Annotated in this window: 10 protein-coding genes; 8 read left to right on the forward strand and 2 right to left on the reverse strand. The window is 40.0% G+C overall.

Features of this window, described 5'->3' with window-relative positions; genetic code table 11:
* Nucleotides 1-129: 129 nt before the first annotated feature.
* On the reverse strand, nucleotides 130-4,788 hold the full coding sequence (cobN, locus tag MSKOL_RS06270) for a cobaltochelatase subunit CobN (protein WP_048154454.1): 4,659 nt from the start codon (nucleotides 4,786-4,788) through the stop codon (nucleotides 130-132).
* Nucleotides 4,789-5,853: 1,065 nt separating this feature from the next.
* On the opposite strand from cobN, the gene MSKOL_RS06275 reads away from it, so the two are divergent.
* The 5 genes from MSKOL_RS06275 (at nucleotide 5,854) to MSKOL_RS06295 (ending at nucleotide 11,672) form a co-directional block, all read left to right on the forward strand.
* The gene (locus tag MSKOL_RS06275) at nucleotides 5,854-6,549 is read left to right on the forward strand and encodes an energy-coupling factor ABC transporter permease (protein ID WP_048119525.1); all 696 of its coding nucleotides are present in this window, start codon (nucleotides 5,854-5,856) and stop codon (nucleotides 6,547-6,549) included.
* Complete coding sequence (locus tag MSKOL_RS06280) at nucleotides 6,546-6,881, forward strand: energy-coupling factor ABC transporter substrate-binding protein (RefSeq protein WP_048119528.1); 336 nt, start codon at nucleotides 6,546-6,548, stop codon at nucleotides 6,879-6,881. Before MSKOL_RS06275 ends, MSKOL_RS06280 begins: the two co-directional genes overlap by 4 nt.
* A 1,369-nt stretch (nucleotides 6,882-8,250) precedes the next feature.
* Nucleotides 8,251-9,393, forward strand: a complete 1,143-nt coding sequence (locus tag MSKOL_RS06285) for a cation diffusion facilitator family transporter (RefSeq protein ID WP_048158193.1) — start codon at nucleotides 8,251-8,253, stop codon at nucleotides 9,391-9,393.
* Nucleotides 9,394-9,516: 123 nt separating this feature from the next.
* Complete coding sequence (cbiQ, locus tag MSKOL_RS06290; protein ID WP_048154458.1) at nucleotides 9,517-10,299, forward strand: cobalt ECF transporter T component CbiQ; 783 nt, start codon at nucleotides 9,517-9,519, stop codon at nucleotides 10,297-10,299.
* 11 nt (nucleotides 10,300-10,310) lie between these two features.
* Complete coding sequence (locus tag MSKOL_RS06295) at nucleotides 10,311-11,672, forward strand: energy-coupling factor ABC transporter ATP-binding protein (RefSeq protein WP_048119533.1); 1,362 nt, start codon at nucleotides 10,311-10,313, stop codon at nucleotides 11,670-11,672.
* A gap of 293 nt (nucleotides 11,673-11,965) precedes the next feature.
* Here the strand turns inward: MSKOL_RS06295 and MSKOL_RS06300 are convergent, their stop codons facing one another.
* A complete protein-coding gene (locus MSKOL_RS06300; RefSeq protein WP_048119535.1) occupies nucleotides 11,966-12,145 on the reverse strand; it encodes an MM0924 family protein in 180 nt (59 codons plus the stop codon).
* A 1,129-nt stretch (nucleotides 12,146-13,274) separates the two neighbouring features.
* On the opposite strand from MSKOL_RS06300, the gene MSKOL_RS06305 reads away from it, so the two are divergent.
* The 3 genes from MSKOL_RS06305 (at nucleotide 13,275) to MSKOL_RS06315 (ending at nucleotide 16,516) form a co-directional block, all read left to right on the forward strand.
* Nucleotides 13,275-13,643: a DsrE family protein gene (locus tag MSKOL_RS06305; RefSeq protein WP_048154462.1), complete on the forward strand. Its 369-nt coding sequence runs from the start codon at nucleotides 13,275-13,277 to the stop codon at nucleotides 13,641-13,643.
* Between the two features lie 650 nt (nucleotides 13,644-14,293).
* Nucleotides 14,294-15,169, forward strand: a complete 876-nt coding sequence (gene mmrce1, locus MSKOL_RS06310; protein ID WP_048154465.1) for an MmRce1 family CPBP family CAAX prenyl protease — start codon at nucleotides 14,294-14,296, stop codon at nucleotides 15,167-15,169.
* Nucleotides 15,170-16,516 (forward strand): MFS transporter, encoded by a 1,347-nt coding sequence (locus tag MSKOL_RS06315; RefSeq protein WP_052725363.1) that lies wholly within the window; start codon nucleotides 15,170-15,172, stop codon nucleotides 16,514-16,516.
* Nucleotides 16,517-16,741: the final 225 nt, after the last annotated feature.

The raw sequence follows: 16,741 nt of genomic DNA on the forward strand, positions 1-16,741 counted from the left end.
TAATATAAAAGAAAAGAGCATCAAAAGAAAGCTCTCTTCTTTCAATATTCTTCAAATACTCTTTCAATATTCTTCAAATACTCTTTCAACATTCTTCAAATACTCTTTCAATATTCTTCCTATATATTTTTACATTTTCTTTTTATAGAACCCGAAATAGATTCCACCAATGGCTGCTACCACGAAGAGCATTCCAAAAATATCAGAACCCGAGAATGAGAAACCATTATCCTCTGGCTCGTCTGCGGAATCTTTCTGCATCTCATAGCCTTCAACATAATCCGGGTCAGCAGTTGATTTCGAGACCTCGGGTGCAGGTTCGGGAGAATCGATTCCATATCCTGCATCGCTCTCTACAACAGTCTGATTGTTGCTCTCCGTACTCCGAATTACAGGCGTTGAACTTCCTTTATTGCCACTACTACTGTGTTTTTCACCACTGCTGCTTTGTTTTTCAGTTTCTTCCTGTTCAAGGGATTCCTGCGTAGCATTTTCTATTGCTTCGCTAAAACCTGGGACCGAGACCATGCCTGATACATAGCTGTTGAGAAGGGGATTTCCGCATGTATGATGGCAGCAGGTAACTCCATCTTCGACTACGGAGTCTTCATATTCCGTAGCAAGGCTTTCGAGTACCTCATCAGAGGCATCCCAGTTGCCTTTGCGGGCGGTCTCCAGCATCCGGGCTGTCATGGACTGGTAAGCATAAGGATTATTCTGCTTAATCCAGTCGCTTAGTTCCTGGTCCGCCACGTATGTCTTATACACCTGGTTCCACATGTCATCACTGATCAAATCCGGGTTCGTAGCTTCCCAGCCCCATAAGTTCTCAACGAAATCCGACATTTCCCTGGCTCCTGCATAACCGCTTCCCTGCATACCTTCAATCCACTTTGAATTGAAATATCTGGAGTAGGTTTCCCTCGTAAGAAACTTTTCCAGGGTTTCGGTTTTCTCGTCCCCGTTTGTCAGCATGTTCGTGATATATGAATCAGGGTACTCTCCCCCCGAAACGGAACTGATCGCAAGATTCAGTCCTCCCAGGTACTGGAAGAAATCATCATTGTCCAGAGTCCCGTAGAGGTTTGTGCTCCGGCTGTGCACTGTAGCTTCAACCCCTTCAAGGTTCTTTTCGAAAAGCTCCTTCAGGTCTTCGCCCCATACGTCTTCTCCATAGGCGTTGCACATCTTGTTGATGTAAAGCTCTGCAAGCGCGTCGTTGCTTTCCCAGGTATCACTTGAAGAGATCGCATTGGGAAGGCCTGTGCCGTAGGCGCCGTCCGAAGACCCGAAAATCCTGAGCAGGGCAAGGTCCAGAGCTTCACTTTCATTAAGAGAACCGTCACTCGTCAAAGAAGATTTCAGTGCATCAGCATTTTCCCTGACATAATTGGGAGAGTCTTCCTGGGCATAAGCCAGTTTTACGGCCTTGTCCAGCAGGCGGACCTTGTCAGGGTACATGTCCCTGTAGAGTCCGGAGATCTGCACTACCACATCAATTCTTGGCCTGCCCAGAGTCTCCATGGGAATAGCCTCCACATCAACTACTCTGCCGCTGTTCCATACAGGCTTGACCCCGAGCAGGTAGAGGATCTCAGATTCCATAACTCCCTCATGCCTTGTTGTTTCCCCTGCCCAGAGGACATACGCCACCTTTTTCGGATAAGTTCCGTGCTCGGCAACATAAGCTTCAAGCATCTGGTCAGCCATCTCCTGCCCTAAAGTCCAGGCAGCTTCTGTCGGCACTATCCTCTGGTCAAAAGCATAGAAGTTTCTTCCAGAAGGCAGAGTTTCAGGATTTCGAACAGGGTCGCCTCCGAGGTTTCCGGGGATAAACTTGCCGTCCAAGGCATTGAGGACCTGATCGATTTCCTCTTCCCCGAGAGACAGGTTTGCAGCATATTCTTTTGCACTGGAAAGGAAAGTACCGACAGTTTCATTGTTTTTCCCGAGTACCTTCTTCTGAGCGGCTGTGGAATTTACTCCGTGATTAAGGACAAGGTCAAGCAGATAAAGCTGGGACCCTTCGGTTTTATTGAATTCATTAACCGAATCAGCAAAGTCAGCTCCAAGCATTGAATTTACCATACCTGCAAGCTGCTCTCCTTTCGGGCTTGTACCAAGGACATGCAGCCCGTAAGGCATGGACTGACTCTTATACTCGTCCAGAAGATCTTCAAGCCCCTCCAGGAAAGTTGTATTAAAGTAAGTCTCGTTGTTTTCTGCCTCTGTCATATTGAATTCTTCATCCAGGGAAAGAGACTGAGTCAGGTTTAAAATTTCAGACCTGTGAGCCGCTTTAAGGGATGCGTCTGCCTCGGCCTGTTCATAGTTCTGGATAGCTTCGCTCAGATTTGAATAATTTCCATAGCTCCCTGCTGAAATAATCGGGGGTACAAGATGATCAACAATGACTGCTCCTCCTCTGCGCTTTGCCTCATTTCCTTCCCCAAGCCCGTCCATGACATAAGGATAAATCACGGGCTTATCACCTATCATCAGGGAAGGCCAGTCATACCGAGAGAGCCCGAACTCTTTTCCAGGTAGCCATTCCTGAGTCCCATGCCTGCCGAAGTGAACAAGGGCATCACTGCTGAACCCTCCTTCCTCCTCGGAATGCTGGAGCCAGAGGTAGAAAGCAATGTACTGGTGGTGAGGAGGTAAATCATTGTCGTGATAGAGAGCCTCGTTATCATCAAGCCAGCCTCTTGAAGGCTGTGGAGCCAGAATCACATTCTTCCCGACCTCGATCCTGGGAATCACAAGGTATTTTCCAGTCTCGTTTTCCCATACCATAATCTTTCCAGGTGCAGGGCCCCACTGGTCAATGACCTCCTGCTGCCTCTCTTCAGGGAGTTCCGAGAACCATTTCTCATAGGTACTTTCTGGGAGGAGAACGACTTTGCCGGTATCAACCATTTTCTGGAGTTCCCCAGGCGCCCAGGTCCCTATGTTTATACCCTGGGTAAGCATCAAATTCAGGAGTTCAGTTTCGTTTAAGGTCTGGTTTTCATTCAGGGCATATCCGTCTTTAGCCATAGCGCCAAGAAGGTTGGACAAACTTGGAATGACATCGAGATAAGAAGCCCCTATGTTATCCTTCCCTCCTCCGTGATTATAATAGATTATAGCAACTTTTTTGTCCGACTCCGGAATTTCACTGAGGTTCACCCAGCTCTCCACACGGTCAACGAGCCAGTCTACCTGGTAATCTATGGAAACCGAAGTTTCAGTCTCAGTTTCGGAATCTACTTCCGTTGCAGCCATTATTACCGGGTCAATAGCTCCCCAGAGTTCCTGCAAATCGAGCTTCATCATCTTATCCGAAGGAAGCGGCCTGCTGCTGGCTTCGTACTCGGTCCTGTTCATGTAATTATCAACAATGCCGTTGATTACAGGCACATCGAGCTCTTCGGCATCAAACTTGTTGCCAAAGTACGTAAACGAAATAATTGCATCCACAAGGACCTCATCCCCCTGCTTGAAAAAGTCGCCGGAGGAAAGATTATCAGATCCGTATGTGGCAATGACATTGTAGCCTTTTGCTTCCAGTTTTGAGATCAGGGCATCAATTGGCTCAATCTGGAAGGGGAAATAGCTCTGGTACATGGTAATTGCAATTGTAGGCTTTGCAGGGTCGTATACATGCCCTCCGTCGCTTCTGTTTGAATACCAGGCAAGATAGGTATCCAGAGAATCGGTAAAGTAACCTGTCATGTTCGTGTGGTATATCGCCCTTTCTGGAAGCGTATGCGGATCCTCATATATCAGGTCAGACCTGCCACAGCAGTCACTGGCGATGCAGAATATAAGATTTTTCAGGTTTTCCTGGTCGTAAGCCCCATTAAGCCAGTAGTTGTTCAGTTTTTCCCTGTAGCTTTCAATCTGGTCTTCAGGAAGAGGGATGCTCTCATTCAGAAGGGTATCGTCATCAATAACCACACACCCGTTGGCAATTGCACTGTCCACAGTCGGTGTGAGCTTCTGGGCCGTCGAAGGACTGAGCATGTTGATGTATATTATGTCCATTGTACTCAGGTCAACGTCATTTTCCATCACGTAGTCAGCCATAAAACAGCTAAGAGTAAGGTTCAGGCTGTTGTTACTGTTTATCTCTCCCGCCAGGTTTTTGAGTGGGAGCTCATGGCTCCTGTATCCGGTCACAATGGCAATGTTCAGGTGCTGGCTGCTGCCGGAATTACTCTGAGTTTCGCTGGAATTATCCTGAATCTGGCTGGAATTACTCTGAGTTTCGCTGGAATTATCCTGAATCTGGCTGGAATTACTCTGAGTTTCACTGGAATTATCCTGAGTTTCTGTTCCAGCTTCCTTTAACAAAAGAACGTTTGTGGAACCCAGAGGGATAGGGTCGTCATTCATCTGTTTCTGGCGGGTGAGTCCACTGATTCTGGCACTGCCAGACAGACCAGCCTCACTGACAGGCAGGTCAAGAAGGGCCTGAGACTCATTTTCATCGATATTCCTGCTTGAGGTATCAAGATTCACTATAAGGTCCGTTCCGTTTTGAACCTGAATTTGTTCATCGGCACGGCGCCATTTGTCCTCGTTGTAAAGAGCTACAAGCGTATAGTTTCCGTCGGGAATGTCGGAAAGCAGGTAATTGCCTTCAGCATCGCTGGTTGTGCTGGCAACGAGTTCATACTGAAGATCTCCGCTTCCAGCCGCCGGAGAAATCGAAAACAACGTTAAAAGCATAAAAAATGCCAGTATTGAAACCTTAGTTTTTTTGTTCAAAAGGTTCGTTTCTTTATTCAATTGTTCATTCATAATTCCTGCTCCAGAAATAATCGATTTTTCCTCACTCCAAAAAATAATTGATTTTTCGCGCTGCGAGGATATTATTAAATAATCTTGAGACTGCGCGCTACTTGCAAGAAATCCCTTATTCTTTCACTTTTAAATTCTTCATTAACAGACATGAAAAATCAGATCAATAAGAACGAGAAATCGCATAGTGCACAGATAAATAAAGTAAACTTTACTTATCACTCCAAAGAAAAACATCATCAAATATCCTTAATCAAAAGGTATTTTAAAGAAAAATAATCTCACAAATTTTAAGTTACTCACCTCAGTAACGTAAATTATTACGTAATTTCAGCTCAATTTTAGTTTACTTGTATAAAAGACTAAGATTTTAGGTAATAGTTGTTATCCAGAAAGGTAACTTATAAAGGAAAAGTGCAAATTACGGCATAAAATGCTATTAATTGAACCTGTTCATTGGACCTATTAACCGAAATGTGAATTGACTTGCTAATCAACTTGCTAATTGACTTGCTAGTTGACTTGCTAATCGACTTGCTAATCAACTTGATACTCGACTTGCTACTCTACTTGCGAATCAACTTGCTAGTTGACTTGCTAATCAACTTGATAATCGACTTGCTACTCGACTTAATACTCGACTTGATACTCGACTTGATAACCGAACCTGTTAACAGAACACGAATAAATTTAGTAGATTTACATATTTTCTGAATTCAAACTTTTCTTTTGGAAATTGTGATAAATATTACCACTATGATTTTGCAATAACATGGACACGACTAACAGATCCTGGTTGCATAAATTGAAAAAAGCAAAAATATTTTTTAAGTGTATATGACTATTAATTCAAGTTATCTTGTTTTGCTCTAATTTTCTATCATCTTGAAACCATTCTTACATTTTAATTAATCTTAGGGGCGTTCACGCTCTTGTTTTTCCATTACCGTAACTTATATATATAAAACAACGCAATTTAACTTGTCTTAACTTCAATAATATTTACTTGTGTGACTTTTCATGTTTAAATGACTATTATTATATTTACTGTTTAATGGTGATCCAATGCATATAATGGAAGGATTTTTACCTGCTATTTGGTGTATAGTTTGGTTTGCAATATCAATACCAGTTGTTGCATTAGGTGTTTACAAACTAAATAAGTTAGTGAAAGAAAAACGTGAAATTTTACCTTTGCTTGCCGTCGCAGGTGCATTTGTTTTCGTACTTTCTTCACTGAAAATGCCTTCGGTTACCGGAAGCTGTTCTCACCCTACAGGAACAGGCATAGGTGCGATCATGTTTGGGCCTGCTATTACTGCAGTTCTCTCAACAATTGTGCTTATCTATCAAGCTCTCTTCCTGGCACATGGCGGTCTGACCACCCTTGGAGCCAATGTATTCTCTATGGGCATTGTGGGTCCTGTTGTGGCTTATTGTGTGTATAAAGCAGGCATGAAAGCCAATCTTAATTTATATCTTGTCGTATTTCTCGCTGCAGCCTTTGGGGACTGGGCTACTTATGTAACTACCTCTGTAGAACTTGCCCTGGCTTTTCCGGCAGCTTCCGGCGGATTCCTTGCTTCATTTACTAAGTTTGCGACTATTTTTGCAGTAACTCAGGTGCCCCTTGCAATCATGGAAGGTGCCGTAAGTGCCTTGCTCTTCAAGTATGTTGTTAATGTCAAAAGTGACATCCTTGTGGAAATGAAAATTATTGAAGATAAAGTTGTGAAAAAGTTGAGGGGGACTTCTGCATGAGCAGAAAGCTGGAAATTATAGTACTTGCCATTTTCCTGATCTTTGCGGCGCAGTTCATTTATATGTCTTCAACTACGGATGCTGAGTACGGAGGAGCTGACGGGCAAGCCGAAAACGCAATTAATGATATTACTGGCGGGACCTATAAACCAATTGCAGAACCTATTTGGGAGCCTCCAAGCGGGGAAATCGAAAGCCTCCTTTTCGGTCTTCAAGCAGCCATAGGTGCAGGAATTCTCGGATACTTCTTTGGTTATTACAGGGCTAAGAACAACTATGAAAAAAAAATCGGGTTCAAAACCGGAAGTGAACCTGAAAAGCAATCTCTATAAAAACATCTTCTGTACATTTTAAAAACATCTTCTGTACATTTTTCTTTGCCATATTCTTTTTCCTTCCTTCTAAGAAGGAAAGTTTTTCTCTTCCAGTTTTTAATATTCAGTTAATGGGCTTGAGTTATTGAAAACCGCAAGCAAAAGAAGTTCTATTTTTCTCAAATTAGGGAGATTTACTATTTTTTCGGAATTGATCAATAATTTCCGGACACAAACCAAACATTTTTAATCTATTTTAATTTTTAACGTATTTTGTCAACTTTGGCAAAACCTCGTATGTAATAATTGCCTCAAGCGGATTGTGATTATACGCAACTCCACAGCTCAATAAGTCTTTTGTTTCCAAATAGATACAGCTTCATCCATCTTCAGTTACGTGAAGAATCGTGATAAATTGCGTCCGTTTCACAGCATTTATCTAATGTTTTAACAAATTGTTAGATAGAACAAGGTATCGATTTCATGCAAACAGGCTAAAATTTAAGTCTGACTTCTAATGTAAAGTCGATAGCTTTCAGGCAAGAAAGTTTCTTAACCGATGGTCAATGGATACATCTTTGCCTTTGTAATTTTGAGTTTTCCTGCGGAGTATTTGCATATAGTTTTCCAAACAGATTTCTGAAACTCTTTTTCCCCAGTCCTGATTTCTGCAAAAATTGATTATATATAAAAGTTTTTGTTTAGGGGAGTCGGAATGGAAATTTTATGAAAATTTGGCAGGAAAACACAAATTTAATTGTATTCTCTGTTCTTCCGTTTAGTTATTATTTTGCATGTATATGTTTTTCAGATATCATCATACTACTTAATAATTCATTATTACTTGTTTTCATTAGATAATTAATTGTCTGAATTCCTCATAAATTTGTATTATATTGTGAGAATTTGTAATAATGAGATTTTGATATTTATTGAAAATTCGAATTTTTCGTTGCACTAAAAGATTGAAGCATTATATGAGTTCGTCAGTCCATACGAAAAATCAGTATCAATGACTATTGTCAATACACGGGAATATCCCATCTCTAATTTTCAGTAATAAATATCTAATTTTTTGCTTCTTTCGGGAAGGTTAGCTACAAACTGATCGTGATGGAAAGCTCCTTTATATAACATTTCTCCAAAAAAACGTATGAATCCCAGCATAAAAAAATATTTTCTAAAGATAAATACCTATTTATAAAACGGCCTCCAAGTGTTCTTATTGAGCTCATACCGTTGATCAAAATTTGCTCTTTGAATTTCGTCCTTTCGGTAACCAATTGAGTCTCTTGTCATGAAAGAGCAATTCTGGAAATTTCTGATTATCAGGAATGAAATGGGCTTCAAGATATACTCTATAATAAAAATACTTATGAGGTCAGTTATGTCTGAAAAGCATTCTAATCCTTATCCCAATAGAGAGGAGGACGGTTCCGAACAGTTCCATGAGAATATCCGCAAAAAAGGATTTTTCAATTTTCTCTCCAGTTTTCACGTTAATTCTCATGACCACTCCAGTACTCACGCCCATACGCACTCCCACAAGCACAGCCATACACATGGAACTGTTGACCCTTCCGTAATTGCTACCAGTAAAGGGCTCTGGGTTGTCAAATGGTCATTTATAGGATTGATGATCACAGCTGTCCTGCAGATTATCATCGTTTATATGTCAGGCAGTGTTGCCCTTCTTGCCGACACCATCCATAACTTCGGGGATGCATCGACTGCAATTCCTCTTGCAATAGCTTTTTCCCTGGCTGGAAGAAAACCAAGCAAACGCTTCTCCTACGGGTATGGTAGAGTAGAGGATCTTGCAGGCGTGATCATCGTTTTCCTTATCCTTTTCAGTGCGATTGTAGCAGGATATGAATCTGTAAATCGCTTATTTAACCCGCAGCCTATAGATCATTTGCAGGCTGTGGTTGCTGCTGGAATTATAGGCTGTATCGGAAACGAGGTTGTGGCCCAGTTCCGGATGAAGATCGGGAAAGAAATAGGTAGTGCAGCTCTTATTGCTGACGGCTACCACGCCAGGGTAGATGGATTTACCAGCCTTGCAGTCCTTATCGGAGCTGCAGGAGTCTGGCTAGGATACCCGATAATTGATCCTCTTATTGGTATGCTAATCACAGTAACAATCCTGAAAATAGTCCTTGACACAAGCAAACTCGTGTTTACTCGCCTTCTTGACGGTGTTGAACCTGAAATCATTGATAAGGTAAAGAATATTGCTGAGAGTGTTGAAGGCGTTTATGAAGTTACTGACCTTAGAGTCCGCTGGATCGGGCACCGACTCCATGCAGAGATCAATGCTTCGGTTTCCCCGTCTCTTTCTATAGAAGAGGGGCATGAAATTGCTAACGCGATAAGAGAAAAGCTTCTGGAGAACTTTTCCAATCTTTCCGGAACAACTATTCATGTAGATCCACTTACAGCCTCAGGGGAAAGCTGTCATTGCGGACATGAAAATTCGGAAAAAATACATGGGAAACAAAAGAATATTTTAGTTGCTTATCCCCAATAAGATCCCCTGAGATGCAGGTTTAAATAATCAGGTTTCTTGATCACCATAACCATTATATAATAACCATCATATAGAACAAAACTCAACTCAACTTGATTTACTTTTATTTGAGAGGATCCCCTAATGACCAATATCCTTGACGATTATGCCCTAATGAGCCCCCTCAGGCACCGAAACAACTGGTTAAAATTGGCGATAGTATTATTCGGCCTACTCGCGGGAGTTTCAGCCACGTCCCCTATTCCTCCTATTTTTATAGCATTGTGTATGAGTTTTGCAACAGTGGCTTTTGGCAAGGCGCCTCTTAAAACTTATTTCAAGCTCTTGCTGGCTCCTCTGGGCTTTGCTATTGCAGGTATTATTATTATTGTCTTCTTTTCCGGGTCGGGGCCTGAATTGTTGTCATTCAAATTTCTCGGTTATCCTCTCTCTGTAAGAACAGATGGACTTGAGCTTGCCATGCTGGTACTTGCAAGATCAATAAGTGGGATGTGCTGTCTTTATTTCCTCGCGCTGACAACCCCCATGATCGAACTTTTTGCCGTGCTCAAAGCTGCCAGGCTTCCGGAATCTCTTATAGAACTTTCAATGCTTATATACAGGTACATCTTTGTTTTCCTTGACATGGCTCTTTGCATAAGGTATGCTCAGACTGTAAGACTCGGGTACTCAAACTTCAAGCGTTCTATAAATTCTCTTGGAATGCTTGCAAGCACTCTCTTCATCCGTTCCTGGGAACAGGGAGACAAGCTCTTTCTGGCAATGAATTCCAGGTGCTATGACGGAAAAATGACTCTTTTTGAGGTTAAGAGGCCGGTAAAGGCAACAGAATTACTTTTAACCTCTGCTTACTTTATTTCAACTCTTGCACTGTTTTATTTTACAAAAAACATATCCATTTTTTGAGGTAATAGATCATGATCATTCTTGAGACCAGGGACCTTAAATATACATACCCTGACGGAACTGTAGCTATTCAGGACCTGAACATTGAAATCAAAAAAGGAAAAAAGGTAGCTTTCGTAGGGCAAAACGGCTCCGGAAAGTCCACGCTTTTTCTTTTACTTAACGGGACCTTAAAACCAGCTGAAGGTGATGTCTTTTTTCATGGAGTTCCTTTTAAGTACGATTCAAAATCCCTCAGGGAAATCCGAAAATCCATAGGAATTGTTTTTCAGAATTCCGATGACCAGATCTTTGCCCCTACAGTGTACCAGGATGTAGCTTTCGGGCCGGCAAACCTGGGTTATTCAAAAGAAAGAGTTGATACCTGTGTACAGCAAGCCCTTGAACAGGTGGGACTCTCCCGTTTAAAAGATAAGCCGCCTCATCACCTCAGTGGAGGACAGAAAAAAAGGGTTGCAATTGCCGGGATTATGGCAATGGAGCCTGAAGTGATTATCCTTGACGAACCGCTCTCGAATCTTGACCCTGTAGGAGCGGATGAAATCATGGATTTGCTTAACGAATTTAACCAGTTCGGGAGCACCATTATTATCTCTACTCATGATGTGGATTTAGCATACCGCTGGTCTGATTACGTGTTCCTGCTGTCAAACAGCAAAATTATAGGACAGGGCACTCCGGCAGAAGTTTTCAAAGATTTTGACCTCCTCAAAAAAACCGGGCTCAGACAGCCTACTACTCTTGAGATCTATCATGAAATCGAAAGACGAGGGCTTGCATCTGGAGGAAATTCCCCAAAAACCATCCCTGACCTTGTCAATACCCTAAAACCTATTGACCTTATATGGGTTGATGTTCCTCCGGGAATCAAAGAAGGAGATAGCCTGAACTTAGGGATCATGTACGGACAGTATGCGACTCAGTCCCCTTACGAAGCTGTTAACGCTACCGTGCTGCATATCCATCCAGACGGAAGGGCTATTGTTGAGTTAAAGCGTAAAGGGATCAAAGCCGGCGGAGTCCTGATTTATGACACTGATAATTATTCTCTGCCAGAAGTAAAACAAATACTTAAGGAAGGAGAAATTGTCTTTGTCGGAGCAATGGGTAAAAAAAGTAAAATTCTTGCTGAGCATGATGGAATCAGGTTGGATGTTTCCTCAGGCGTTATAGACAAAACTATCCTGACGGCCCTTTGTGGAAAACGTTGCCTTATCCTTACGGCTGGAGGGATGGTTGACCATGCCCTTAAGAGAATAAAGGAGTATGTGGAGACAAGCGGGATAGAGTTTACTGTTGGAGTTGTTAACAGGGAAGAAGATTATCAGTGGATCGGAGAGACTAAGGACAGCCCTGAAACGTTTGAGGTATGATTACAAAATAGAACTTGTAGTTAGAACCCAAATAAAGTAGAATAAACGTTCCTATTAATTTACCGGTAGTTCTCTATTATCTGGTTTATATTATTCCCAGGCTCATAAAGTAGTTTCCAGGACCTTTTTGTCTGAACCTCGGTGCAACTGGAGCTGACTTTCGCTCCTTGCATAAAAACGCAAGTATTTGTTATACTGAATATTTAATCATGGCAATATCAACCATATAACACTGGATGACCAATAAAAAAGAAGGACATAAAAATAAAAAGTCTTTATATTTCTTTATATGTTTACTGAGGCCACAGGGCGATTATTTTATCTATAGCTACATGGGTATACTTTCCGTCGTTTTTGAGGGTGAGAACATTATCGGCACAGGCTTCTATGGTTCCCTTGAAAATATCTGGTCCACCGCAGTAAACGTCTACAGCCTTGTTAAGGTAATGTTCCACTATAAAGCATTGATACATTTTGTTTCCTCCATTTTCTTATTATTATCTGCTGTAATTTCGACAATACATTGGCTAATCTGCATTGTCTGTTTACTAATTGTGCATCTATGCGTAATAAATGTATTTAAAAATTAAATTTGATTTTTAAAGGTGCAAGTCTGTTGATATTTGAAATAAAGTTAGTTTTTTCGTCCATTGAATATTCATTCTAAGATTCCCGCTTTACCAGGATAATTTATGACATTTTTCATCAAATTTTCTTGTTTTAGAAGAGCGCAAAAGATGGGTTTATCTGGAACGTTATTATCCTCATTGTAGAAAACCAATCTAAAATTATACTTTTCAATTAGCTAGGACCTATTATTGAGATCTCTATATTGCTTTTGTGTCTACTTGCATTGACGGTGTCTACTTGCATTGACTGTATCTACTTGCATTGACTGTATCTACTTGCATTGACATATACCGTGTATGATGAGCTCTTGTTTAATGATTTAACATGAAAATGCTGCCATCTGCAAGCATTTTCATTGGTTGTGCATGTTATTCAAAGAATATCATGTTCGTTTAGCTTTTGTTTTGTGAGTTTGATCAAGTATCTGTTACCTTTAAAGCTCAAACTTGTTATCAGTTTTGTTAAATTTATATAAAGAGACTAAGATAATAAGGGATTGGAAGTAAATGTATTGGCCAGTTTAATTACTTGTGACTACTGAGAAACGAAGGAAACAAAAATTAAGCTTAAACTTCCCGAATACCTCCTGAATAAATACCTCCTGAATAGATACATGTTAATCCCAACTGAAAAAATAGAGTACAACTACCGCTTCAAAAACTTATCTGGAAGGTACTGAGAAATCAGCATCAACGGCATAAACCAGAAGTATTACCAGGAGAAAAACGTTCCAGAACTTTTTCTCAAGCATCGAAAAAACATTGAAACAGAAAAGAACAAAAGTTGGAGCCTCTATACGAGGTTCAAAATCTCTTCATATTCCTCCATTTTTTTCCTGAAGATGGTTAGCCGTCGTTTCAAGGACGTTTGAATTTCCTTCCTGAAAACACAGGTTTAATCCAATGATGGAAAAGAAAAATTTTTGTTTTCGTTTAATATAACTATCCGGTATCAATTTAGACCTGGAGTTCTATGGCAAAAGTCGAAAAGGTATTATTACTACTTAAAAATATGGTGTATGAAAGCACCAGCCCGCAGGAAACTCTCAAATTTGCAAAGTATTACCGGAGTAAGGGATTCAAAGTACTGGTGATTCTCTGGGGACCTATGGGAGTGCTGCTTGCAAAAAAAGATAAAAACCGAGGGTCACCAAAATATGATTCTACTGTTCAGGAATGCATCGACATGGGAGTAGAGTTTAAATGCTGCCAGCTTGCCTCTGATATGATTGGGCTTAAGAAAGAAGAAGTGATCCCTGGAATCGAATTTATCTGTTCAAAAGAAGTGGCTGAACTCTTTTTGAGATACACAGAAGAAAACCAGCTAATTATTACCTTATAAGCCTTAGATTCCCCAAAAAGCTGCGGGATGTCTTAAAGTCGCTTCATGAATCAGATAATAAATTCTTGGCCAGTGGTTTTAATTATAAATGTATTGTCAATTTTTTCTACCTATCTATTTTTTGTCAGTTCGTCAGGATTTCGGGTATGCATTATTACCACTTTGTTGAGGGATATAATAGTGTGCGAGATCTGAGACATATTGCGTTTTTTATAAAAATGAACGACCTGAAAGCAGTTCGCATATTATTAGTTAGTTGATGTTGTTTCCAAAACACTTTTAGTGGTGCATCATGCTTTTTGTGCAATTAAATAAGGTTAATAGCAAGCTTGATGCACGAAACATAAGAAGTTTTTTTAATTATGTTTAATCAGAGGTTTTTTTCATTATGTTTAATCAGAAGCTGCTTTTATTACGTCCAATCAGAGCCTGCTTTTTTACATTTCATCCTCACGTTTCATAAAATAATATACTCACCAGATAAAAAAATGTATATATTATGAACAATGCAATAAATTAACAAAATTTGCTATATTTTTTGTCGAAGATAACAAAATTAAGAATAGTTTGTTACTTTTGGCTGTCGAGACTGCGTTGAGTTGAAAAATAAAAACTATGCCATGAAATTTAAAATTTGGAGGAATAGATAGATGGTCCTTAACTACAGATACAAGCCCCAGGTCTATTTTGCTGCGACCTTTATCGTAACTTATGCTTTCTGGTTTGCAGGAGCATATCTAAGTTTTCAGGATGAAAAAAATGGACTTTATATGTTATTTATGCTTATTGGATTGATAGTGCCTTTTATAATCTCGTTTTTTATGATTTTTACGTCAAAAAATTCGGATTTAAAAAAGGATTTTATTAACAGGCTTATCAACCTCAGGCTAATAAGGCCAGGAATGCTTCCACTATTTTTCTTGATAATGCCTCTAGCTGTTCTCGTATCTATCTTCATTTCGCTTTCGTTTGGAGGATCAGTTTCGCAGTTTCAACTTGCTGATGGTTTCTCTTTCTCGACAGGGTCTGTACCTACGTTGGTTTTTCTTATGCTTGCCGCATGTTTTGAAGAGCTCGGATGGAGGGGATATGCATTTGACAGTTTGCAGAGCCGGCACACCTACTTCATGGCATCAATAATTTTCAGTATACTATGGTCTCTCTGGCACTTTCCTCTGATATTTGTCAATAACTTCTATCAGTATGAAATTTATCATGAAAACATATGGTATGCAGTGAACTTTTTTGTCGGCATTATCCCTATGGGAGTATTTGTCAGCTGGATATGCATTAAAAATGGAAAAAGTATTCCTGCAGCAATTCTCTTTCACTTTATCATAAATATCTGCCAGGAAGCACTGAATATGACTCAGACGACCAAGTGCATTGAGACTCTGGTTATTACTGTAATTATTGCTATTATTATTGTATTAGACAAAGAGATGTTTTTTTCAAAAGTAAGCCCTATTCCTGAGACTCAAAATCTCGCTCCTGGAACTCAAAATCCGGTTTCTGAGGCTCACTAAATGACAGACGAATCCGAAAAAATGACGGTTGAACAAAAAAATCTTTATTCCAGATTCCTGTTTATCTGGTTTGGACAATTTATATCAGTAATAGGCACCGGGCTTACTGTTTTCTCCTTAGGGGTATACGTATATCAGCAAACAAATACTGCTTCTAGCTATGTTTTTATACTAATGTGTGTCTTTTTACCGCCCTTTCTGCTAAAGCCCTATGGGGGTATACTGGCAGACCGTTACGACAGACGTTTAATGATGATTTTAGGAGACTTAGGAGCAACTCTTGGGCTTCTTTTCATATTCTTTATGATGCTAAAAGGAAACATTCAACTCTGGCAAATTTACTTTGGAATTGCAACAAGTTCTGTTTTTTCGGCTTTTCAGGAACCAGCCTATAAAGCTTTAATTACTGACCTCTTACCTGAAGCTCAATATGCCAGAGCAAGTGGGCTGGTGCAGCTAGCAAGTTCTGCTCAATATTTAATTTCTCCTTTTTTAGCCGGAGTTTTGTTAACAATAATTGATATTAAATTTATATTCTTAATCGATACCACCACTCTCTTAATTTCCAGTTCTATTGTCATCTGGATAAGAAATATTTCAGGCAAGGTAAAAATAGACCAGCATAAACAAAATATCATAGCAGACCTTAAAGAGGGAATGAAAGAGTTCTCTAATAATAGAGGCGTAGTTAATCTGGTTATTATTACCATGATCACACTTTTTTTTGTCGGATTGCTTCAGTCTCTTTTTATTCCACTGCTGCTGAGCTTAACAACAGTAAAAACAGTGGGGATCTCTCAATCAATATGTGCTTCAGGCATACTAATCGGAAGCCTGTTTATTGGAGTATTTGGCAGCAAGAACAGGTATGTAAAAACATTATCGATTTCTTTGTTCCTGTCAGGTATATTTTTTGCAAACTTAGGACTTTCAAAGAATATCATATTTGTTACTCTAGCAGGATTCATGTTTTTTGCCACTTTGCCTTTTATTAACACCTCTATTGAGGTCTTAATTCGAAAAAATATTGACAATAGAAAACAAGGGCGCGTATGGTCTCTCATTTCCATGATTACTTATCTTGGTTCCATAATGGCTTTTGCAGTTGCAGGTTTTTTAGCCGATAAAATTTTCAACCCTCTTTTAGAGGTGGATGGTCTACTGGTTGAAACGGCAGGTCTTATTGCTGGAACCGGAGAAAACAGGGGGATTGCCCTTATGTTTATAATCTCCGGATTAATGATATCCATGATTGCTTTATTGATCTGGCAAAACGAGAAAATAAAAAAATTAGAATATATTGAAAGTCAGGATCAAGGCATGAACCTATCCTTTCAGCCAGGCTGATAAATTAATGGGCATTCACACTTGTTTATCAAGAAAAATATTCATGAGAAATGCTTCCGGACTCTATGAAAATTTTCCGGCCCATAGGAACCATTTCACTCAAACTTCAATAATGACCTCCTGCCTGTTTATGCTGCGGACTTGCAAGAACGATCCAGTATAGCAGATAATGTTATAATGACCCAAAAAAACCTGTAATTTTCTTCTTTTAGGGGGATCAATGAC

The organism is Methanosarcina sp. Kolksee, from assembly GCF_000969945.1.
Taxonomy (GTDB): Archaea; Halobacteriota; Methanosarcinia; order Methanosarcinales; family Methanosarcinaceae; genus Methanosarcina; species Methanosarcina vacuolata.